Source organism: Bacillus sp. JST-5 (assembly GCF_057747715.1).
Window position 1 is genome coordinate 1 of sequence record NZ_JBYLHW010000048.1, and the last position, 21,514, is coordinate 21,514.

Genomic DNA, 21,514 nt, shown 5'->3' on the forward strand with positions numbered 1-21,514 from the left:
TATTTTTTTATCACTTTTTGTAAATCCATCTCTGCCCTTGAGATGATAAGCATGACCACCACATTTAGTATAGAGCCGATTTTTTGTCATTTAAATAAACCAAGCGTTGGACGATTGCTGACATTTAATAATCAACACAAAAAAATAGCACTCATGATCATAAAAAATCACGAGTGCCATAATCTCATAAATTAATGAATTCTTGACCGTAAATATGCGTCGATGAAGATGTCAATTTCTCCGTCCATAACTGCTTGAACGTTTCCACTTTCCGTGTTCGTGCGATGGTCTTTCACTAATGAATATGGATGGAAGACATAAGAGCGAATTTGGCTTCCCCAGCCAATCTCCTTTTGCTCTCCACGAATTTCCGCCAATTCTTTTTCTTGTTCTTCAATTTTCTTTTGATACAATTTCGCTTTTAACATATTCATCGCTTTTTCGCGGTTTTTAATTTGGGAACGTTCGGATTGACACGTAACAACAATCCCTGTTGGAATGTGAGTAATCCGCACGGCAGAATCGGTCGTGTTAACGTGCTGACCACCGGCACCACTTGAGCGATACGTATCAATTTTTAAATCTTCGGAACGTATTTCAATATTGACTTCTTCATTAAACTCAGGCATTACTTCACAAGAGACGAATGATGTATGACGGCGACCGGATGCATCAAACGGCGAAATTCGAACAAGTCGATGGACGCCTTTTTCCGCTTTTAAATATCCGTAAGCATTATGACCTTTGATTAAAAGGGTAACGCTTTTAATCCCTGCTTCTTCACCAGGCAAATAATCGAGTGTTTCTACTTTAAAGCCTTTTTTCTCTGCCCAGCGTGTGTACATGCGGAGCAACATAGAACCCCAGTCTTGAGATTCTGTTCCACCCGCACCTGGATGAAGTTCTAAAATCGCATTATTTTTATCGTAAGGTTCACTTAATAACAATTGCAATTCAAACTCGTTTAATCTTTTCGTTAATTCCTTAATTTCGGATTCTAATTCCGCTTGTAAATCTGTATCGTTTTCTTCTTTGACAAGCTCGTAAGTAAGTTCTAGATTTTCATATGTTTCATTTAGATCATGAAACTCATTGACTAAATCTTTTAAAGCATTGGCTTCACTGATGATTGATTGGGCTTTTTGTTGATCGTCCCAAAAATTAGGGTCCAACATTTGTTCATCTAGTTCAGCTATACGTGTTTCTTTATTTTCGAGGTCAAAGAGACCCCCTAAAGTCCGCTAATCGCTTAGCTGTTTTTTCTAGTTCAGAACGAATTTCTGCTAATTCCATTATGCTACACCTCTTCATTAGATTACTTTATTTATTCACACATAAAAGGAGGAAATGCTTCCCCCTTTTATCGTATGTTATGCATTTTTCCCACAACAGTTTTTATATTTTTTCCCGCTTCCACAGAAACATGGGTCATTACGACCAATATGAACGGATTTTTTCACCGGTTTTCTTTTCGGTTTTTCCCCGTCAGAGTTTGGTATAACGGCTTGCCCTTTTGCTACTTCTTGTCGCTCAAGGTTTGATCGTATTTCTGCTTTCATAATATATTTAGCAACATCTTCTTCGATAGATGCAATCATGTTTTCAAACATGATGTATCCTTCTTGTTGATATTCACGAAGCGGATCGATTTGCCCGTAAGCACGTAAATGAATTCCTTGACGAAGCTGATCCATCGTATCAATATGATCAATCCATTTTGAATCGACCGAGCGAAGAACGATAACTTTTTCAAACTCTCTCATTCTTTCCTCGCCGAGTGATTGTTCTTTTTCATCATAACGTTCAATCACTTTCGCAAAAATTAAGTCAATCATTTCTTCTGGATCTTTATCTTTTAAATCATTTTCTGTAATGTCCCCTTCTTGTAAAAGGTTCGCATTGATATAGTCGATAAGACCAGCTAAATTCCATTCACTTTCGTCTGCTTCGATTGGCGCAAATGCTGATACTTGACGTTCAATGACGGATTTAATCATAGTTTCAACGATTTCACGTAAGTTTTCGGAATCTAGTACTTCATAGCGCTGTTTATAGATGATTTCCCTTTGTTGGCGAAGAACATCGTCATATTGTAAAAGTTGTTTACGAGCATCAAAGTTATTTCCTTCGACTCGTTTTTGCGCTGATTCTACCGCGCGAGAGACCATTTTACTTTGGATCGGTTGGGAATCGTCCATCCCGAGTCGCTGCATCATAGATTTCATATTATCCGATCCGAAACGGCGCATGAGCTCATCTTCCATCGATAGATAGAACTGGGAAACCCCTGGATCTCCTTGACGTCCGGAACGACCACGCAACTGATTGTCGATGCGTCGGCTTTCATGTCGCTCAGTACCGATTACGGCTAGACCGCCAAGTTCTTTGACACCTTCGCCTAATTTAATGTCAGTACCACGACCAGCCATGTTAGTTGCAATCGTTACGGCGCCTTTTTGCCCAGCTTCTGCAATAATTTCCGCTTCACGCGCATGGTTTTTCGCGTTCAATACGTTATGACGAATTCCTTTTTTCGTTAAAAGGGATGAAATTAATTCAGATGTTTCGATTGCAACGGTACCAACAAGCACCGGTTGTCCTTTTTTATGACGTTCCGCAATATCTTCTACAACCGCTCTAAACTTTCCTTCCATTGTTGCATAAATCAAGTCAGGGCGGTCATCACGAATGACTGGTTTGTTGGTTGGAATGACGACAACATTCATATTATAAATGTTACGGAACTCTTCTTCTTCCGTTTTCGCTGTACCTGTCATCCCTGCTAGTTTTTTATACATACGGAAGTAGTTTTGGAACGTGATTGTTGCCATTGTCATACTTTCGTTTTGGATTTCTAATCCTTCTTTTGCCTCGATCGCTTGATGGAGGCCATCGCTATAACGACGTCCTTTCATCAATCGTCCTGTAAATTGGTCAACGATGATGACTTCACCATCTTGCACGACATAATCGACATCTCGCTGCATAACAACATGAGCACGCAATGCTTGATTGATATGATGATTGAGCGTTACATGGGAAAGATCGAATAAGTTTTCGATACCAAATGCACGCTCTGCTTTATTAATTCCTTCTTCTGTTAACTGAACACTTTTCGTTTTTTCATCATACGTGTAGTCTACATCTTTCTTCAATCCACGTACAAAACCGTTTGCTTGAAGATATAGTTGTGTCGATTTTTTTGCTTGACCAGAAATAATTAACGGAGTTCTTGCCTCATCAATTAAAATGGAGTCGACCTCGTCAATAACCGCAAAATTCAACGGTCTTTGCACCATATGTTCTTTATATAAAACCATATTGTCGCGTAAATAGTCGAACCCAAATTCGTTGTTTGTACCATAAGTAATATCGGCATTGTATGCTGCTTGTTTCTCTTCTCTTGTAAGGTCGTTTGTATTTAAACCTACCGTTAAACCAAGAAATTCGAACAGTTGGCCCATTTCTGTAGCGTCACGTCTTGCTAAATAATCGTTAACGGTAATGACATGCACACCTTCACCCGTTAAAGCATTTAAATACACAGGCATCGTGGAAGTTAATGTTTTCCCTTCCCCTGTTTTCATTTCTGCAATATTACCTTCATGAAGGGCAATACCACCCATTAATTGCACATGGTACGGATATAAGCCTAAAACACGTTTGGCAGCTTCACGAACAACCGCAAACGCTTCGATTAAAATGTCGTCGAGCGTTTCACCTTTTTGCAAGCGCTCTTTAAATTCGTCTGTTTTATTTCGTAAATCTTGATCACTCAGTTTCTCCATTTCTGGTGCAAGATTTCCAATTTCTTCTGCCATTTTGTTTAGTCGTTTTAATTCACGTTTATTTGGATCAAAGACTTTATTTAAAATCCCAAGCATATTGAACGCTCCTTTTTCAACCGTAACACTTGTTAATTTTACAACTCGTTATCATTTATTCCACTTTTTCTATTAAATAAAAAATATTTATACCTTTTTATATTATCACTATCAAATAGGCGTGACAACTTTGAGTGCAAGTAGTTATCCATGTTTCATTTTGACAAAATCCTATCGATTTCCTTTTTTTCTCAAAAAAAAAGTGGTCGATTGTTTGACCACTTACGATAAAAATATTCCTCCATATAGTAATGCTCCAAGGATAACATAAACAGGATGAACTTTTAATTTTTCTAATAAAAGAAAACTTACCACACCAATGCCAATCGTTTGCAGCGAACCGATTCCTTCCCATGCATCGGCAAAAAATTGATACGTCATCACGCCAAGTAAAACAGCTATCGTTGGTCGAACGATGGAAGAGATGAATTTTACTTTCGGATTTTCTTTATATTTTAATACCACACTTAACAGCGCAATCATTAATATTAATGATGGGGCAACGGTGGCGAAAATTCCAACAAATGCTCCAAACCAACCACCTTCGATATATCCGATATAACCTGCTAATTTCGTATTAATCGGTCCGGGAAGCGCATTTCCAAGGGCAATAATCTCACTAAATTGTTGAGTCGTTAGCCAACCGTAACGATCGACCACTTCATTTTCGATTAATGGAATTGATGCAGGTCCCCCACCAAACCCTAACATTCCAGATATAAAGAAAGCTACGAAGATGTCCCAATAAATCATGAGGCTTTCTCCTTACGTCTTTGATCGTTTTCATTTTTTGACATGAAAGCATATAGGATGAGTCCGATGATTAAAAAGGCAGGATGAATATTTAGCACCTCAAGCAAAATAACGCTAAGAATGACTAACACTCCTGTAATCATCCATCCTAAGCTTCCTTTTGATTTTTTGATAAAATCCCATGTCATCACGCCAAGCATGACACCGACAACCGGGACGACCGCTTTTGACATCCCTTGGACCCATGCCAGATCTTTATAAGCGTTTAATGCTGTTAAGAGTAAAATGATGAGCAGTAAAGATGGGAGGACAGAGCTAATTAATGAAAGGATCATGCCGATCCATCCGCCAACACGATAGCCGATATACCCTGCCATTTTTGTTAAAATCGGTCCCGGTAACGTATTTCCAAGAGCTAAAATATCAGAAAATTCCTCGTCATCCATCCATTGATATTTATCCACCACTTCATTGTAAACGAGAGGGATAGAGCTTGGACCTCCGCCATACCCTAACATCCCTACTCGGAAAAATGCAATAAATAGCTGCCAATACATCATGTAAGTATCATCCTTTTGTCAAATTCAGTCGTCGTTATTTTTCCACAAAATGTTTTTGTCATTACCAAGCTGCTATAGCTCCGTCTGTTCGTGGTTCCGTTCCACCATAGAGAACGCCTGTATTGGGGTCTCTCCATATGATTTGCCCTCTGCCAAAAGATCCTGTATCGACCGCTACTTGAATGTCATGCCCTTTTCTCGCCAATGCTTGCGCTATATGATTTGGAAAATGCGGTTCAACGAGAACTTTTTTCCCTTCGATCCATTGCCATCTCGGTGCATCAAGGGCGGCTTGCGGATTTAAGTGGAAATCGACCGTATTCATCACGACTTGCATATGTCCTTGCGGCTGCATATATCCACCCATCACGCCAAACGGTCCGACCGCTTCGTTTCCTTTTGTTAAGAAACCTGGGATGATGGTGTGATACGTCTTTTTCCCCGGTTGAAGAGCGTTTACATGGTTCGGATCTAAAGAGAAATCGTGCCCGCGATTTTGTAGTGCAATACCTGTATTTGGAATGACAATGCCTGAACCGAATCCCATATAGTTGCTTTGAATGTAAGAAACCATATTTCCTTCTTTATCTGCGGTTGCTAAATAAACGGTTCCCCCTTTTGGCGGCGTATATTCACTTGGGGTAATGGCTACATCAGTAATTTCTCTTCTGCGAGCTTCACCGTATTCATCCGATAATAGTGTTTCAACGGTTTGTTTCATGTAACGACGGTCTGTGATAAACGCCTTTCCATCTGTATAAGCAAGTTTCATTGCTTCAATTTGTTTATGGTATGTATCAACGTCATCTTTTCCGTTCATTTCAAAACCTTTCATGATATTTAAAGCCATTAATGCAACAATACCTTGACCATTCGGTGGGATTTCCCATACATCATACCCGCGATAGTTCACGGAAATTGGCTCGACCCATTCCGGTTGATAAGCCGCTAAGTCTTCTTTTGTTATAAAACCATGATATTTTTTAGAAAATTGATCGATTTGTTCAGCGATGGCTCCACGGTAAAAACTTTCGGCATTTGTTTCTCCAATTTCTATTAACGTTTTCGCATGGCCTTCAGAAGCCCATACTTCACCGATTTTTGGCGCACGGCCGTTTGGAGCAAACGTTTCAAACCAATATTGGAATTCTTCGTCTGTCAAAATTTCTTTAAAACGATTATAGGCAAGCTGCCAATACTTCCCTAAAATCGGGCTAATTGGATATCCTTCTGTTGCATATTGAATCGCTGGTTTTAAAACTTCACTTAATGGAAGGTTCCCAAATTTCTCCGAAAGCTCTGCCCATGCTCCTGGTGTACCTGGAACCGTTACAGGGATAAGTCCATGAGTCGGCATTTTTTCATAACCGCGCTCTTTCACAGCTTCAATCGAAATCGATTGTGGCGATGGACCGCTTCCGTTTAAACCGTAAAGTTTTCCTTTTGTCCAAACGAGAGCGAATGAGTCACTCCCAATTCCATTCGATGTTGGCTCTAGGACGGTTAAAGCAGCTGCTGTGGCAATGGCAGCATCGATGGCGTTTCCACCTTTTTTTAAAATATCTAGACCGGCTTGTGCCGCTAATGGTTGGGATGTAGCTACCATTCCATTTTTCGCAAAAGTTGTCATCCGTTGAGAAGGGTATGGATAATATAAATGGTCCAATGTAATCGCTCCTTTTTTTATACAAAATGTTTGTGTATTGAACTGATATTAATACAATTTGAATATAATATGTATTTTTCTATTACATTTTGTTTCTATTATTCATCTTATCTATGATTATAGGAAAGGAGAGTAGTAAAATCTATCCTAATTCGTCCGATCGATTGAATTCCTTCATTTTGAATAAAAAAAGAATCGGAAGGGTGGGAATTCTTCCGATTTGTCAAAAATATTTATAATTTTAAACCATGACGACTTTTGAACCGACGTAGTAAAATATGACTCTCCACTCTTGTTATCCCTTCTAAAGCGTAAAGTTCGTTATTGACAAAGTTTTCCAGCTGGGCAAAATCTGAAACTAATACGTGCATATGTAAGGTACTCGGACCTGTCATTTGATAACAGCTTGCGACGTTCGGGTTTTCCGCGAGTGTTTCAGCTACTTTGACTAGATGAGCAGGCTCACAATCAACTTCAAAAAAGGCCGAGACGTTTTTTCCTACTTTTTCCGAATTAACGACGACGGTAAACCGTTCGATGATCCCCTCATCCATCATCGCTTTAATTCGGTCACGCACCGCCACCCTCGATAAATTCAGTTCTTTCCCAATATCTACATAAGACATTCTTCCGTTTTCAATTAATTTTTCTAGTATTTTTTTATCCAATTCATCAAACTTCAATAGAAACACCTCTTAAAGAGTTTTGTTGTACCATAAATGTAAAAGTATCGTAGCGTAGAAGGAAAGACAAGTCAAAATTAAAAAAGCCGCTCATGCAAGCGGCTTTTCACTCCTTATACCGTTTCGATGATACCGTAACGGCCATCTTTTCGTTTATATACAACATTCGTTTTGTTTGTTTCAGCATCTGTATAAACGAAGAAGTTATGTCCTAGCATGTTCATTTGTAAGATCGCTTCTTCGCTATCCATTGGTTTTAAATCAAATCGTTTAGTACGTACGATTTCTAATTCATCATTTTCTTCCGCTGGGGTATCAGAGACCGTAGCGAAAATTTCTTTCGTACTACCTTTTTCACGGAATTTACGATTGACTTTTGTTTTATGTTTACGAATTTGTCGTTCTAATTTATCTGTAATTAAATCTATAGCAGCATACATATCATCATTCATTTCTTCCGCACGTAACACTAAATTTGGAAGTGGAATCGTTACTTCTACTTTAGCAGTTTTGTCTTGGTGTACTTTTAAATTTACATGTACATTAGCATCAGGAGTTTCTGTGAAATACTTTTCAAGTTTTGCAATCTTTTTCTCAGCGTATTCACGCAATGCTGGAGTTACCTCAATGTTCTCACCGCGAACGTTAAATCTCATCGTAAACTCCTCCTTTATTATCACTATGTATATATAGTTCGCCATTGGGAGATAAAATCCTGCCGAAAGCGATGAAGTTTTTTGTCGAAATGTGAAGGTTTTTTGTCCAGCTTCACAATAGGCGCTTTATGCATACTATTAAAAGTGTATTCCAATTAATTGAAATGTAGACGTGTAAAAATTTTATTATTTCCATATAAAAACACCCAAAAGTCAAGTGACCTTTGGGTGTATGTTGGAGGTTCTTTCATTTATTTTCGTTTGTCATAATACATTCCGTCTGTTTGTAGTGATTCATACGGATTCACATATTTCTTTGTTGATTCTTTTCGATGGTTCAAGGAGTTAATATCTTTTTTAATGTCCAATTTTTCTTTTTCAAGAAGTGTCATTAATTTTTGGTTAAGCAGTAAAATTTCTTTTGCTACTTGTTTATCTTCTTCAGTGGCTGGTTGTTTAATTAATGGTAATAATTCTTCGCGTTTATTTAAAAGTTGATTGATTTTCTCAATCCGTTCATCCCTATCATTGACGGTTGTTGCTTCTAACATTTGTACTAGCTGTTTCGTTACGTCATAAAAAGATTGGATTGCATTCACTATACTTGTCCACCTTGAGAATATTGTTTTTGACGATTCAGTTGAATGACTTGTTTCCAAGTATCGCGAAACTCGGTAACGAATCCTTCACATTCTTCTAATATCTCGACATCGTTTTTTATATTGGCTTCAATGAGTCGACGGTGAATATAGTCGTACATTGACATCAATTGTTTTGAAATCTCAACGTCCATGTTTAATGTGACCATCAGCTCAGAAATAATATTTTGTGCTTTTTGGATGTTCGTATTTTTTTCTGAAATGTTATTTTCTTGTATCGCTTTTTTAGCTATGTTAATAAACTTTAAGCAACCATTATATAGCATTAAAGTAAGCTCGCCAGGAGATGCAGTTGTTACGGTATTTTGTTGGTATGCTTGGTACGGGTTGTTCACTGCCAAGATCTTCACTCCTTTAAATGTTCAGAAAAACATTAGTACATTCCACCGCCGAATTGTTGCATGAGATACATTGATTGAGAATTAGCGCGTTGAATAGCTTGTTCCATAGCGGTAAATTGTCGCCAATAGCGGATTTCAATCATTTTTAAGCGAGCTTCAAAGCGAGAAATTTGGTCATTGAGTGATTTAATATTTTTCCCGATTGTATATTGCTCTTCTGTCCAAAATGAACGACCTGCTCGCTCGTAGACTCGGTCCATCGTATTTTGAAGAGTGTTGGCCAATCGTTGGGCAATCCCTTGTTGAGCTTCATTTTCTCCAGTGGCAGCAAATAATTTGTAAACAGATTCTGGATCTTTTTCAATGGCTTCTTTTAATTTCGTTTCATCGATTTCTAGTTTTCCTCGACTCATATAGTCCTTAGATGTCGTGATACCGATCTCCATTAAATGACGGAAACCTTCCGCAATTTCTTCGTTATTCACGGTAGAAAACACATCTAATCGAAGTTTGTTAAGTCCTGCAGAAAGGATCGGATCATTTTTAATTAAGCCACTTTTCGCCTTTTCTTCCCAAAGCTCGATTTGCTTTTCATCTAATTCTTTGCGCTCATCATCGGTTAACGGTAGATAATCACGATAACGGGGTTCCGTTAACTTTTTATTGATAAGATCGATTGTTTCATTATACTTATCTACAAACGCTTTAATATTATCAAATACTTTTTGTACATCCGTAGTAACACTGATGGTGACGGGTGAAGTTGCCCCAGCTGTTGAGTCGAACGTTCCTTTTAAAGTGAAATTCACACCGTCGATGGTAAAGGTGTTAGAGTATCGCTCTGTCTCAAGTCCGTTAATTGTAAACTTGGCATTCGTTCCACCAGTTTCTGTAGTACCTTCAAACATTAATACTTTATTGATAAAAGAGCCGAAAGTAATGATTTCATTGCCATCTTTATTAAAGTCTCCAGTTTTTGAACGTGTTAACGTTAGCTGATCTATAAAGGAATCATAAAACATATTGACTCCGATATCAGAGCGATTAATTTCCGCAATAACTGTATTTAAAGAGGTAGATCCATCGAAAGAAAAAATATCTTTTATAGGCTCGCCATCTTCATTAAAAGTTTGAATTCCAAATGTAAAATAATTTTGTTGAAATTGTGCATGAATTTTGCTTCCTTCATCAAGTTCTTTAGAGAAGGTAAGTTTACCTGTTTCTTTATCAACATACACAACATTTTGGTCTGGATCTAATTGGTCTATAGAATCAACAACTGTGTAGGATATAGCATTCTCATCTGAATCTATAACTGTAATTGTCAAGGAACCCTCAACAATGGAACGTGAAGATAATTGAAATTCTTTTAATCCTTCTTTTGAAACCGAAATTTCTTGAGAAAGTTCATTGACAAAATAATTGACAGATACTGAACTATTTGCTTTTAATTCGTTTTTAAATACCAATTTTGGTTTACCAGAAGGATCAGATGTATCTAATAAAACTTGATTATCATTTAAATCTTCCTGAGTAACTCCAGTAACTACTTCATATCGTTTTCCGTTTACGATTACTTCCATGTTTTGAACATCTTGTATATCCGTCTTAATATTAGAAGAAGCTTGGGACAATTCTACAAAGTCTTGGCTAGATGTAATAGAAATTGACTCTTTTACGATTCCACCTTGTTGCCAATCAAATTGATCATTGGAGAATTTGCTACTCTGACTATATAACCCTTTAGTTAAGTCCACCTTATTTGATTCAGAAGCAGATATTTTGCCAGTATTAATTTTTCTCGCTGCTGTTGCCAATTGCTGAACTTTTTCAATCGAGTAAGTAATACTAGAGGCACCTGGGCTAGCAATGGCACTAACTAATCCTTCATTTGTAGAAGACACACTTTTAGCAAAATAAGAAGTAGTTAATCTCATTTTCAGTGTTTCTTCCCGTAACGATAAAAGTAATGAATTCATCTCCCGATAGACATCGCGCTGCCATTCGAGGATCTGTTTCTTTTGTTTATATTTGTCAAGTGGAATTCTTTCAGCTCTCATTAAATCTTTGACAATTTGGTCAATATCCATTCCACTTGCTAATCCACTGATTCTCATATTCATGGAAACTCACTCCATTTTATATTTTTTTATCAATAATTATGCCAAGTTGTTCCGCAATTGCTGCGTAAATATCTAGCATTTTTTTCGGAGGTATTTCTTTGACAACCTCTTTTGTTTCTGAATCGATAATCGTTACATAGTATTCATTCAATTTATCATGTAGCTCGAATTTCAATGACGTTTGCAAAGGTGTTAAAAATTTATTCAAACTATCGACTATTTCTTGTGTCTTTTCTCGACTCATTTTCGTTTGAGCCAATCCCTCATCCCAAGACTTTTGATCAAGTATTTGTTTCTCACTACCCGAAAAATCTTGCTGTGGAGTTTTAGATGCAATAAAGGAGCTACTATGTTGGATTTTTTCTATCATAAACTAAATCCCCCTAAAAACCGAATCCTTTCTTTTAATATCGGCAAAATTCGGGGGATTTTTAATAGGAAAAAATAGTTGGAATATTAAAATGCTTGAGGAAAGGACAATAAATGCAAAAAATTGATTAATTTCTACTTTTATTTTAGCATGCTTTACGATTGTAAATATATGAAACTACAATATTTGTTATAGAAAAAGAGACCCTAGAAAATCTAGAGTCTCTTTCAATGTATCAATGATTAACGAAGAAGTTGTAATACTCCTTGTGGTTGTTGGTTTGCTTGAGCTAACATTGCTTGTGATGCTTGTGCTAGAATAGCAGCTTTTGTTTGTTCCATCATTTCTTTTGCCATATCTACATCACGGATACGAGATTCTGCAGCTGTTAAGTTTTCAGCAGCATTATCTAAGTTCGCAATTGTATGCTCTAAACGGTTTTGAGTAGCACCTAATAGAGAACGTCCTGCAGAAACTGCTTTAATTTGGTCGTTGATTGTTTCAATTAAAGCTGTTGCAGTTGCGCTATCTGCTACATCAGCATTAGTTAAAGACCCAACTGCTGTTTCAATATCAGTAAGATTGATTCCTGCAGTTGTAAAATCTACAGTCATAATTTGGCCACTATTTGCACCAACTTGGAATGTAACTGTACCACCATTTCCTGCTGTTCCATCTAAAAGATTTTGTTCGTTGAATTGAGTTGTATCTTTAATTCTAGAAATTTCTTTTCCTAACTCTGTCAACTCTTGAGCGATTGCTTCACGGTCTACATCAACGTTTGTATCGTTAGCAGCTTGAACAGCTAACTCACGCATACGTTGTAGTATTGCATGTACTTCGTTTAATGCACCTTCAGCAGTTTGAATCATAGAGATAGCATCTTGTGCGTTTTTAGAAGCCATTTCTAAACCGCGAATTTGACCACGCATTTTTTCAGAGATAGAAAGACCTGCAGCATCGTCACCAGCACGGTTGATGCGAAGACCAGAAGATAATTTTTCCATAGATTTTAATTGAGCGCTATTTGCGATTCCTAATTGACGGTGTGTGTTAAGAGCCGCGATATTGTGATTAATTCTCATTGTTTTCATTTCCTCCTTGAAATTTTTTGTTCACGTCCTTGTGAACGAATTTTTTCGGTTCGCGAGGTCGGCCGCCCTGTTGAACCTTTCCAGTTTTTATATCGACAAAAAACGAAAGGATTTTAGTCCTTTCGTAAATTTTTTTTAAAATTTTTTTGATTTTTGATTAAGTCTAATAGATTAGTTGAAATAGTCGCTGCTTTTTTATTTTCTTTTTGGATTTCGTCATATATTTCTTTTCGAAAAACCTCAACATGACTGGGTGCTTCGATGCCTAATTTAACTTGATCGCCTTTGATCGAAATAACTTTAATTTCAATTCCATCCCCTATTTGAATCGACTCACCATGTTTTCTTGATAAGATTAGCATCGAATCACCCCTTTCTTTCCACTACTGCTTCTTCAAATAATCGATGTTTCGTTTTATATGGAACGTTTGATAAAATCAATTGTTTTGCTTTATTATTTTTTCTATTGATGATGACAGGCGCTTGTAAGTTGGCGGTAGTTTCAGAAAACGGGTCTTGAATCGTTAAAATGGTATAAATCGTTAAATCCTCTTTCTCTTTAATTTCTAGTAGATTTATCGTCGAGTCATCTAAATCAAACTCGTAATCTTTAAAAAAGAGAAACGGGTTGGTTACGACAAAAGCAAGTTCTTTCGTTTGAACAGATTGCATAATTTGATAGATATTATCTTCGGTAAATGGTAGAAATACAAAGTTTTTTTCTTCTTGAAACCCGGGAATTCCATGTTCAAATGTTACGATATCATCTTCTTGAATTTGTTTTGTTCCAAAATATAATGTATCAATCTCCATATTTTTCACCTTCTAAATTTTTTCATTATAAATGTTTACGAAATCTATTTTTAATGAGTTCCATCTTTCAATAAACATGTTCACTTTCCCAGGTTTGTATTCGTGGATCGGGCGATTGATTTTTGTTTCAATGATTGGTTTTTGTGGTTCAATTTTTGTCTCCACTTTTGCCGGCTCATAATGAATTTTTACACTAAAGTGGGAGGGGATCCATCCTATATTAAACTGCTTTTCTGGTTTATTCCCGTTAATGACCGCTTGTTCAACTAATGGATTCCCTTTCTTTTCAATTCTCATTAACTCGTCGCCTTGTTCTCTTCTTCTTGCCATTCCTTCTAGAAAATCTTGATAGCCGTTTTCCGCAAACTCTTTGTTTCGTTGGCGAATCGATTTTAAATCCATATCCGCACGCGCTTGCGACTGGTCGATCGTCAGCTTACCTGGTGTAGTTCGAAAATCCATGTTTGCTTTCGGTTGCTCAATTGTTTGTGTTGCTTTCGGTTGTTCAATCGATTGAATTGGTTTATCTATTTGAAGTCCTAATTGGATAAATACAGATTCCATTCGGATTTGCGGGAGGTTCATGGAAAACCATCCTTTCTATCATAGATAAAGAAAAAAGCTATCCGTGAAGAATAGCTTATCGTAAAAAGTCAACTAATGTCGGTTGGATAATTCTTGATCCTACACTTAAAGATGCGCGTAAAATAGACTCCTGAATCGTTAAGTCCATAATCGCTTTTTCAATGTCAATATCTTCATTATCGGATAAGATACGTTTAGAAATAACTTCTTGCATGCCAAGCCTTTCTTCCATTAAGTCAACACGATTTTGTCGCGCCCCGATTGATGCTCGCTCTGATAAGAAGCGGTCAATTTCTTCATCAATTACAGCGATGTGATTGCTGATATCATCATCTGGTACGTTCCCATTTTGTAAATCAGCGATGATTTGATCTAATACCCCACCATCACTTATTAAATCACCAAACAATTCTTTTCCGTTTGTATTGATAGGTATTTTTATCCCTTGGAACACTTCAATTTCAATTGTACCTTCGGCAAAATTACCGTCTGGTCTGACATTCGTTTCCGTTCCGTTAAAAATATACTTTCCTGCCATTTGTGTATTTCCAATTGTCTGTATATGTTTCTTCAACTCTTCAATTTCTTCTCCAATATAACTGCGCTGTCCTTCATCATATATACCGTTAGACGCTTGGACGATAAGTTCACGAATTCGTTGTAAGGCGTTGACCGCATGGTCTAAAGCATCATCAGTCGTTTCTATCCAGTTTTTCACTTCTCCGATGTTTCGTTTAAATTGTTCGATTCGATTCGTGTCAGTACGATATCCCATTCCTAGCATCGCAACGACGGGATCATCGGACGGACGAGTAATTTTCTTCTGAGTACTTAATTGTTCTTGTAGCTTACCTAATCGAGAATAAGAGTTACTTAAATTTCTTAATAGATTATTCGATAACATCGATTGCGTAACACGCATTTCAAACACCTCCCTATCTACCGCTTATTCCCATTCCATTAATAATTCGATCAATCATTTCGTCTATTACCGTAATCATTCGTGCGGATGCATTATACGCATGTTGGAACTTGATCATATTTGTCATTTCTTCATCGAGTGAAACCGAGCTTACCGATTGACGATTTAATTCAACAGCATCTGCCAATACTTGTGAGTTTTCTGCATCTTTTTTCGCGCTTTGGGAATCAACACCGAGTCGACCGATGATTCCTGCGTAATACGTGTCAATCGTTCCGGATAAGCCAGCTGGCAAGTCGGCAACTGTCACGTAATCTTTAAAGTTTTTCGATTTAATGTCTGCAAGTCGTTGGGCATTTCCGTTGTCACCGGAAACTCCGCTATTCAGACCAGCGGCAATTAGTGCTGAGTTATCTAAAATATCTTGATTGACTCTGATGGATGCAATAATATTATTTGGATCATCAAATACAAAGAAGTCGATTCCGGATGGAGTTGTTCCATTTAGCGAATATCCTTCGCGATGAATCGCGTTAAACTCTTGGACAAACGCCAGGGCCATTTTGTTTAATTTTTCGAGCATTTCTGGGTAGTGTCCTTTAACGGTATTCCCATCCATTCGATATCCGTAACTTTCAATTAATCCGGCAAGTTCCCCCGAGAAATTTAAATTTGGTACCGTTTTATCCCCGATTTTTACGGACGTGACAAGACCTTCCATCGTATTTGGATCTGTATCGGTTTCATCTAGTACATCTAATTGGTTCACTTGAGATTTTCCAAATGTTCGGTCCACTGAAATTAATTTCAACGGCGGGTTGAAAGATGATCCGTCTTGTTGGATGACTTCAATCTCATAGATTCCTTCTGCCATTGAGCTGACTTGTCCGTAATCTTTTGGAGTTACTTTATTGATTTTTATATTGATATATTGAGAGAGTTCATCAACTAATAAGTCTCGTTTATCATATAAGTCATTTGGCAAGTGCCCGTGTGGTTCTACCTGAGCAATTTGTCGGTTTAACGCTTCAATTCGATTGACAATATCATTAATCTCTTTTACTTTTACCGTAATTTCGTTTCCTAAATCATTTTGGATCCGAACGAGAGAACGATAATAGTAATTGAGTGTATCCGCAACCATTTGTCCTGTGGATGCGACGACATCTCGTGCACCAGTATTTTCCGTATGGCTCGCTAAGTCTTGTAAGGAGTTCCAAAACTTTTCCATTACGCTATGTAAACCGCTCTCAGACGGTTCATTCATAATCTCTTCCATTTTGGTTAGAGATTGGCTGAGCATTCCGTAATAACCTAGTTTATTGTTTTCTTGTCGAAATTGAATATCTAAAAAATTATCTCTGATGCGTTGAATCGACCCAGCTGTAACCCCTGTCCCCAATTGTCCGGGAATTTGCGGCATATTGAAAGATGGTGCTGGGTATGCACTTGTTTGAACAAAGTTGACGCGTTGGCGTGAAAATCCTGGTGTGTTCGCATTAGCAATATTGTGTCCTGTCGTATATAAAGCACCTTGTTGTGTAAACATTCCCCGTTTGACTGTCTCAAGTCCGTGGAAAGTTGATCTCATAAAATTTCCTCCGTTCGTTACGCTTTTCTGTTAAAAATGGAATTAGCTTCTAACCCATTCGAGTTTTGTTTATTTGGTGGAGCGTAGGTAATTTGTTCTTGCTGCGGTCTAAATAAATTCAATGAAACTTGAATAAACTGCAACGATTGTTGAATCAGTTGTTCGTTTAAATCGTTACGGTTTTGCAGTTCTTTTAACTGTTGGGTTAACTTTTCCTTTAATTCGTTCAATTTTTCCCGCTCGGTATCGTTTACAAGTTCCAAACAATCAGAAAGGGTTACCGTTTGATTACCACTTGTTTTGACCATCTCGCTTAACAGTTTTTCTCGCTGCTTTTCCAACTGTTCAATCGCTTGGATATGTTTTTGTTCGTTTGCCGTTAGTTCGTTTAAGGCGTCAAAATCACCTTTTTTTAAAATATCCGTTTTTTTTGTCGATAGTTGTAACAAACTTTTATTTAAGCGATACGTTTTCTCTAAGTTGCTCATTAATGATTGAACAGACACGGCTATTCTCCCTCTCCGATTGGATTAATTTTTAAAATAAAAGTTGTAAATGCTTATCGCGAGTTCTTGATGATCGATTTGATACGTTCCGTTTTCAATCGCGATTTTTAATTGTTCAATTTTTTCCTTTCGTTTTTGTACAATGCTTGACTGGTGTTGTAGTTGTTTTGCTTCGCTTGAAATTTCGACTTTATCTGATTGTTTTTTATTGGAACGTAAATGATCATTTTTATTCATTTGTTGTTTATATGGGTTTACGTTTCCCGTTCTTACGTTATAAATTTTCATTTTAATCCCTCACATATTTCCGTGCATTCTTATATATTTATTATCGACACATTGACCTGAGAGTTTAGCGTTTACGGTAATAATTTTCGTCGATAGAGTAATAGGTAATTTTCCGTTCTATTTCTTTTCGGCGATTTTCTTCTTCCGTAAACTTTTCTAATTCCTTTTTTAAATTTAAACGGCAGTTGTCACAAATATTTCCGGTACGAATGATCGCTCCACATTTATCACACGGATAACCTAAGTTTGGTAAGTTAACAACTTTGAGACGGCCTTTTTTAATGAATTTAATGATTAATTCTTCAGGAACTCCTGTTTGTTCAACAACTTGCGGCAAAGTAGCTGTGCGATTTTCTCTTTTCTTAATAAATTTATAGACGATTTCAAATGCTTTTTCTTCTTCTTCATAACAATCGTCACATACATCCCGAATATTCGTTTTTACAAAGATACGATCACAGTTAGGACAATTCATGATTTCCCCCATAGAAATCTTCCTTTCGAATATGATATTACTTTTATTTTACGATTTTTTCACCAATTTCGACAACTGATGATTATACACCGCGGCATAGAGTGAAAGAAGAAACAGTTGTAGCTCCGTATGTTTTTAATAAAAGAGCCGCTTGTCTTACTGTCGTACCTGTTGTGTAAATGTCATCAAACAATAAGATGGATTTGTTGAGTAAGATCGGTGGTGGTTCGATGAGTTGAAAAACATTGGATAGTTTCAATCGCTCGATGCGGTTTTTTTTCGATTGTTTTTCTGTGTGAATCCGTTTAAGCATTGGTGTATAAGGAATTTCGGCTTCCTCTAATAAGCTTTCTGTTTGATTAAATCCTCGTTCATATAATCTCTCTTCACTTAATGGTATCGGCACAATAATGTCAAATGTTAAAGGAGAAAGTTTCTTTCTTATATCTTCGGCAAAAATTTTTGCTAGGGCGTAGTCTCCGCGGTATTTAAATTTGGCGAGCAATTCTTTGAAAAAGTCATTATAAATGTAGATCGATTCATTTTTTGTTAAAACATTCGACCATTTATCGGATCGTTCCCAAAAGAAGCAATCTTTACATTTTTCGTTGATGATCCATTTGTCTGGTAAATGGGTTAGTGGGCGATTGCATATGTCGCAAGTCTCCCCTTCGATCCATTGAAGGCGACTTCTGCATTGGTTGCATAATGTTTTCTCTTTTTCACCTCGAAAAAAAGAAGTCCAAGTGAATTTACTTGGTATTTCTTGATAGCAATATAAACAATAGTCATTGGATAAAAGATTCATATACATCAAGCAATCCTTTCTTTCTTGCGATTTCGTTCATACGAATTAATTGATTTCTTGCCGCAATCATCGCTTTTGTTTTTCCATAGTGAAAAAAGACAATGTCTCCAGACGGATAATCGGAACTTCTTCCAACCCTTCCTGAAATTTGGACAAGGGCACTTTCGGTAAAAATATCATCTTCTGCTCCGATCACTGCCACATCAATATTTGGAATCGTGACCCCACGTTCTAAAATCGTTGTTGTAAGTAGAATTAATATTTCTCCTTTTCTCATCGCTTCGACTTTTTCTTTTCTTTTTTCATCTTCGGCATGAACACTTTCGATGTTCGGATGAATTTGCCGAAAGATGGGAAGTACTTTTTCCATGATTTCAATTTTCGAGAAAAATAGAAGGGCTTGTTTTCGAATTTTCACTCTTTTCTTAACCCACTGTCGAATATTGCCCGGGACATAATTTTTTTCGAATTGTTTTTTCCAGTTTCCGCACCATTCGAAACGAGGGATTGGAATGGGTTTTCGATGAAAGCGAACTGGTATGATTACATGATTGAGTTTGCGAGCCTTGCATTGCTTTTGCCATTTCGCCTCTGGCGTTGCGGTTAAATAAATTTGAGAGGATGTTTCTTTCCTTGCTTTTTCAGCAGCATACCGGAGAGATTCGTCAACGGAATATGGGAAGGCATCAACTTCATCGATTATCATGACATCGAAAGCTTTATAAAATCGGAATAATTGGTGAGTGGTGGTGATTACAAGCGGGGAGAATGTGTGGCGATCTTCGCTGCCTCCATAAAGAGCAGCAATCTTTATGTTTGGAAAAACTTTTTTCAATCTTGGCGTTAATTCTAATACGACGTCTGTGCGGGGAGTAGCAATGGCAATTCGTTTTTGATGGTTTAAGGCATATTCGATTCCTTGAAAGAGCATTTCTGTTTTACCTGCCCCACATACGGCCCAAACTAATAGGGAATCGTTTTCGGCAATGGCTTTTATAATTTTTTCCGATGCTTCTTGTTGCGGGATGGATAATTGACCGCTCCAATTGAGTTTTCCCTCCGTCTTTCCTGTTGGTTCTGGACCTGTCCAAATGACAAGCGGAGTACATTGAGTGACTCGTCCCATCATGATGCAATGACGGCAATACGAACATTGTTGGTGGCAACGTGCACAAGGAAATAGAGCAAAAAATACTTCTTCTGAATTTCCGCACCGATTGCATCTGAGACGGTTGTTTTTTCTTTCGATCCCTTTTTGAAATTGGATATATCCGTTTTCATAATGTTCATAGAGGAGGGAAAAAGAATAAGGTATTTCATCGAGAAGGAGTTGTCTTCCAGCGAGGAAATGTTGAAGTTCCTTTGAATAAGGGTAGTTCGTTTGAAGCAATGGTGGTTTTGGAATGGTTAGACTAGATATAGGATGGAAATCAGTGGATGTTTTTTCAAGAAAATTACTGACTAGTTTTCCATTACGGATTTGAAATAACATCGTTTTTTCATCACTCCTTTGAAAGAAAAACACCGCTCCGAAAGCGAAACGGTGTCTGTTTTTATTTTTTCATCCAACCAAGACCCATCGCGCCTTCCCCTAAATGGGTGCCGATGACTGGCCCAAAGTAGCTAATCATAAATTCGACGTTAGGATACAATTCTTCCAATTCTTTTTTCCATGCAATGGCTTCTTCTTCACGATTTGCATGAATGATGCACGCGCGTAAAGGCTCACCTTTTTTCGCATCTTCTCCGATTAAATCGACGATTCGTTTCATCGCTTTTTTGCGTGTGCGAATTTTTTCAAATGGAACGATGACTTTATTTTCAAAGTGTAATAGTGGCTTTACTTGAAGAAGACTGCCGATAAACGCTTGAGCACTAGAAAGCCTTCCTCCTCTTTGCAAGTTCGTTAAATCATCGACCATAAAGTAGGCTCTCATAGATTTTTTCAAGTCATCTAGGCGAGCAATAATTTCTTCTGGTTTTTTCCCTTCTTTTGCCATTTGCGCTGCTTCAATCGCAAAAAATCCTTGTGGCGTGCAGCTGATTTCAGAATCATAGGCATACACTTTTATGCCTTCTACCATCGTTCCTGCTGTGTAAGCACCTTGGTAAGTTCCACTAATTCCACTTGAAAGATGAATGCTTATGACGGCATCATATTCTTTCGAAAGCTCTTCAAATAATTGCACGAACTCTCCGGTAGATGGTTGAGAAGTTGTTGGCAATTCATTTGTTTGTTTCAGTTTTTCATAAAATTCATCTGCAGTAATATCGATTTCTTCACGATATGATTCGTCTCCAAAAACAACACGCAATGGAATCATTTGTATGTTAAGTTGTTCACGAAGCTCTTTCGGTATATATGCCGTACTATCCGTAACAATTGCAGTTTTCATATTCGATCCCTTTCTTCTAAATATATTCCTATACACATTCTATTAAAAAAAAAGATATTTTTCATTAGAAAAATAATTATTTCTTCTTTCCTATATATCTTTTCTATCTCATGACTATTATCCTTTTATTAACAGAATAATGTTCCCCTTCAATACTCGCAAGTTTTCCCTCAATCAAAGGGAATTGACTCCCATCATGCTTACTTTTTTTTTTGACAAACTGCCTTACACTCATTAACTTGCAAAGTTTTTATTGAAAAAAATGGTTCTATGTCAAATGTTGGGGTTTAGGGGCTACCGCGCTTTCGTTTGGTGGCCTCTGAATCGTAGGATGGAATTTT

23 protein-coding genes are annotated in these 21,514 nt (G+C 37.3%); all 23 read right to left on the minus strand.

What is annotated here, in order from left to right; all coding sequences use genetic code 11:
- Positions 1 to 191: 191 nt before the first annotated feature.
- Positions 192 to 1,293, minus strand: a protein-coding gene (gene prfB / locus AC3ASS_RS10075; RefSeq protein WP_488283403.1) for a peptide chain release factor 2 whose coding sequence is annotated in 2 segments (ribosomal slippage) — positions 192 to 1,220 and positions 1,222 to 1,293 — 1,101 coding nt in all. Because the reading frame shifts where the segments join, the coding sequence is not laid out codon by codon here.
- Positions 1,294 to 1,370: 77 nt separating this feature from the next.
- A complete protein-coding gene (secA, locus tag AC3ASS_RS10080) occupies positions 1,371 to 3,884 on the minus strand; it encodes a preprotein translocase subunit SecA (RefSeq protein ID WP_488283404.1) in 2,514 nt (837 codons plus the stop codon).
- Positions 3,885 to 4,106: 222 nt separating this feature from the next.
- Positions 4,107 to 4,637: a chromate transporter gene (locus AC3ASS_RS10085; RefSeq protein ID WP_488283405.1), complete on the minus strand. Its 531-nt coding sequence runs from the start codon at positions 4,635 to 4,637 to the stop codon at positions 4,107 to 4,109.
- Positions 4,634 to 5,197 carry a chromate transporter gene (locus tag AC3ASS_RS10090; RefSeq protein ID WP_488283406.1) on the minus strand — a complete coding sequence of 188 codons (564 nt, stop codon included), beginning with the start codon at positions 5,195 to 5,197 and terminating at the stop codon, positions 4,634 to 4,636. Before AC3ASS_RS10090 ends, AC3ASS_RS10085 begins: the two co-directional genes overlap by 4 nt.
- Positions 5,198 to 5,258: 61 nt before the next feature.
- Positions 5,259 to 6,863: a gamma-glutamyltransferase family protein gene (locus AC3ASS_RS10095; protein ID WP_488283407.1), complete on the minus strand. Its 1,605-nt coding sequence runs from the start codon at positions 6,861 to 6,863 to the stop codon at positions 5,259 to 5,261.
- 233 nt (positions 6,864 to 7,096) lie between these two features.
- Positions 7,097 to 7,546 (minus strand): Lrp/AsnC family transcriptional regulator, encoded by a 450-nt coding sequence (locus AC3ASS_RS10100; protein ID WP_488283408.1) that lies wholly within the window; start codon positions 7,544 to 7,546, stop codon positions 7,097 to 7,099.
- A gap of 113 nt (positions 7,547 to 7,659) precedes the next feature.
- A complete protein-coding gene (gene hpf / locus AC3ASS_RS10105; protein WP_488283409.1) occupies positions 7,660 to 8,202 on the minus strand; it encodes a ribosome hibernation-promoting factor, HPF/YfiA family in 543 nt (180 codons plus the stop codon).
- 251 nt (positions 8,203 to 8,453) lie between these two features.
- Positions 8,454 to 8,801 (minus strand): flagellar protein FliT, encoded by a 348-nt coding sequence (gene fliT, locus AC3ASS_RS10110; protein ID WP_488283410.1) that lies wholly within the window; start codon positions 8,799 to 8,801, stop codon positions 8,454 to 8,456.
- Entirely contained in the window at positions 8,801 to 9,202 is a 402-nt protein-coding gene (gene fliS, locus AC3ASS_RS10115; protein ID WP_488283411.1) for a flagellar export chaperone FliS, read from the minus strand. The genes fliT and fliS overlap by 1 nt, the downstream gene beginning before the upstream one ends.
- A 32-nt stretch (positions 9,203 to 9,234) precedes the next feature.
- Positions 9,235 to 11,325, minus strand: a complete 2,091-nt coding sequence (gene fliD / locus AC3ASS_RS10120) for a flagellar filament capping protein FliD (RefSeq protein WP_488283412.1) — start codon at positions 11,323 to 11,325, stop codon at positions 9,235 to 9,237.
- A gap of 16 nt (positions 11,326 to 11,341) precedes the next feature.
- Complete coding sequence (gene flaG / locus AC3ASS_RS10125; protein ID WP_488283413.1) at positions 11,342 to 11,695, minus strand: flagellar protein FlaG; 354 nt, start codon at positions 11,693 to 11,695, stop codon at positions 11,342 to 11,344.
- A gap of 242 nt (positions 11,696 to 11,937) precedes the next feature.
- On the minus strand, positions 11,938 to 12,780 hold the full coding sequence (locus AC3ASS_RS10130; protein ID WP_488283414.1) for a flagellin N-terminal helical domain-containing protein: 843 nt from the start codon (positions 12,778 to 12,780) through the stop codon (positions 11,938 to 11,940).
- Positions 12,781 to 12,902: 122 nt separating this feature from the next.
- The gene (gene csrA / locus AC3ASS_RS10135; protein WP_488283415.1) at positions 12,903 to 13,151 is read right to left on the minus strand and encodes a carbon storage regulator CsrA; all 249 of its coding nucleotides are present in this window, start codon (positions 13,149 to 13,151) and stop codon (positions 12,903 to 12,905) included.
- 4 nt (positions 13,152 to 13,155) lie between these two features.
- Positions 13,156 to 13,602 carry a flagellar assembly protein FliW gene (fliW, locus tag AC3ASS_RS10140; RefSeq protein ID WP_488283416.1) on the minus strand — a complete coding sequence of 149 codons (447 nt, stop codon included), beginning with the start codon at positions 13,600 to 13,602 and terminating at the stop codon, positions 13,156 to 13,158.
- Positions 13,603 to 13,614: 12 nt separating this feature from the next.
- Entirely contained in the window at positions 13,615 to 14,187 is a 573-nt protein-coding gene (locus tag AC3ASS_RS10145; RefSeq protein ID WP_488283417.1) for a DUF6470 family protein, read from the minus strand.
- Positions 14,188 to 14,242: 55 nt separating this feature from the next.
- Positions 14,243 to 15,109: a flagellar hook-associated protein FlgL gene (gene flgL / locus AC3ASS_RS10150; RefSeq protein ID WP_488283418.1), complete on the minus strand. Its 867-nt coding sequence runs from the start codon at positions 15,107 to 15,109 to the stop codon at positions 14,243 to 14,245.
- Positions 15,110 to 15,122: 13 nt separating this feature from the next.
- On the minus strand, positions 15,123 to 16,700 hold the full coding sequence (flgK, locus tag AC3ASS_RS10155) for a flagellar hook-associated protein FlgK (RefSeq protein ID WP_488283419.1): 1,578 nt from the start codon (positions 16,698 to 16,700) through the stop codon (positions 15,123 to 15,125).
- Between the two features lie 17 nt (positions 16,701 to 16,717).
- A complete protein-coding gene (locus AC3ASS_RS10160; RefSeq protein ID WP_488283420.1) occupies positions 16,718 to 17,206 on the minus strand; it encodes a flagellar protein FlgN in 489 nt (162 codons plus the stop codon).
- A 24-nt stretch (positions 17,207 to 17,230) separates the two neighbouring features.
- Positions 17,231 to 17,494, minus strand: coding sequence for a flagellar biosynthesis anti-sigma factor FlgM (gene flgM / locus AC3ASS_RS10165; RefSeq protein ID WP_488283421.1), 264 nt, complete (start codon positions 17,492 to 17,494; stop codon positions 17,231 to 17,233).
- Positions 17,495 to 17,558: 64 nt separating this feature from the next.
- Positions 17,559 to 17,981, minus strand: a complete 423-nt coding sequence (locus AC3ASS_RS10170; protein ID WP_488283422.1) for a TIGR03826 family flagellar region protein — start codon at positions 17,979 to 17,981, stop codon at positions 17,559 to 17,561.
- A 70-nt stretch (positions 17,982 to 18,051) separates the two neighbouring features.
- Positions 18,052 to 18,783, minus strand: a complete 732-nt coding sequence (locus AC3ASS_RS10175; RefSeq protein WP_488283423.1) for a ComFC family protein — start codon at positions 18,781 to 18,783, stop codon at positions 18,052 to 18,054.
- Positions 18,758 to 20,269 (minus strand): ATP-dependent helicase ComFA, encoded by a 1,512-nt coding sequence (locus tag AC3ASS_RS10180; protein ID WP_488283424.1) that lies wholly within the window; start codon positions 20,267 to 20,269, stop codon positions 18,758 to 18,760. Before AC3ASS_RS10180 ends, AC3ASS_RS10175 begins: the two co-directional genes overlap by 26 nt.
- Positions 20,270 to 20,330: 61 nt before the next feature.
- On the minus strand, positions 20,331 to 21,173 hold the full coding sequence (locus AC3ASS_RS10185; RefSeq protein WP_488283425.1) for a DegV family protein: 843 nt from the start codon (positions 21,171 to 21,173) through the stop codon (positions 20,331 to 20,333).
- Positions 21,174 to 21,514 lie beyond the last annotated feature (341 nt).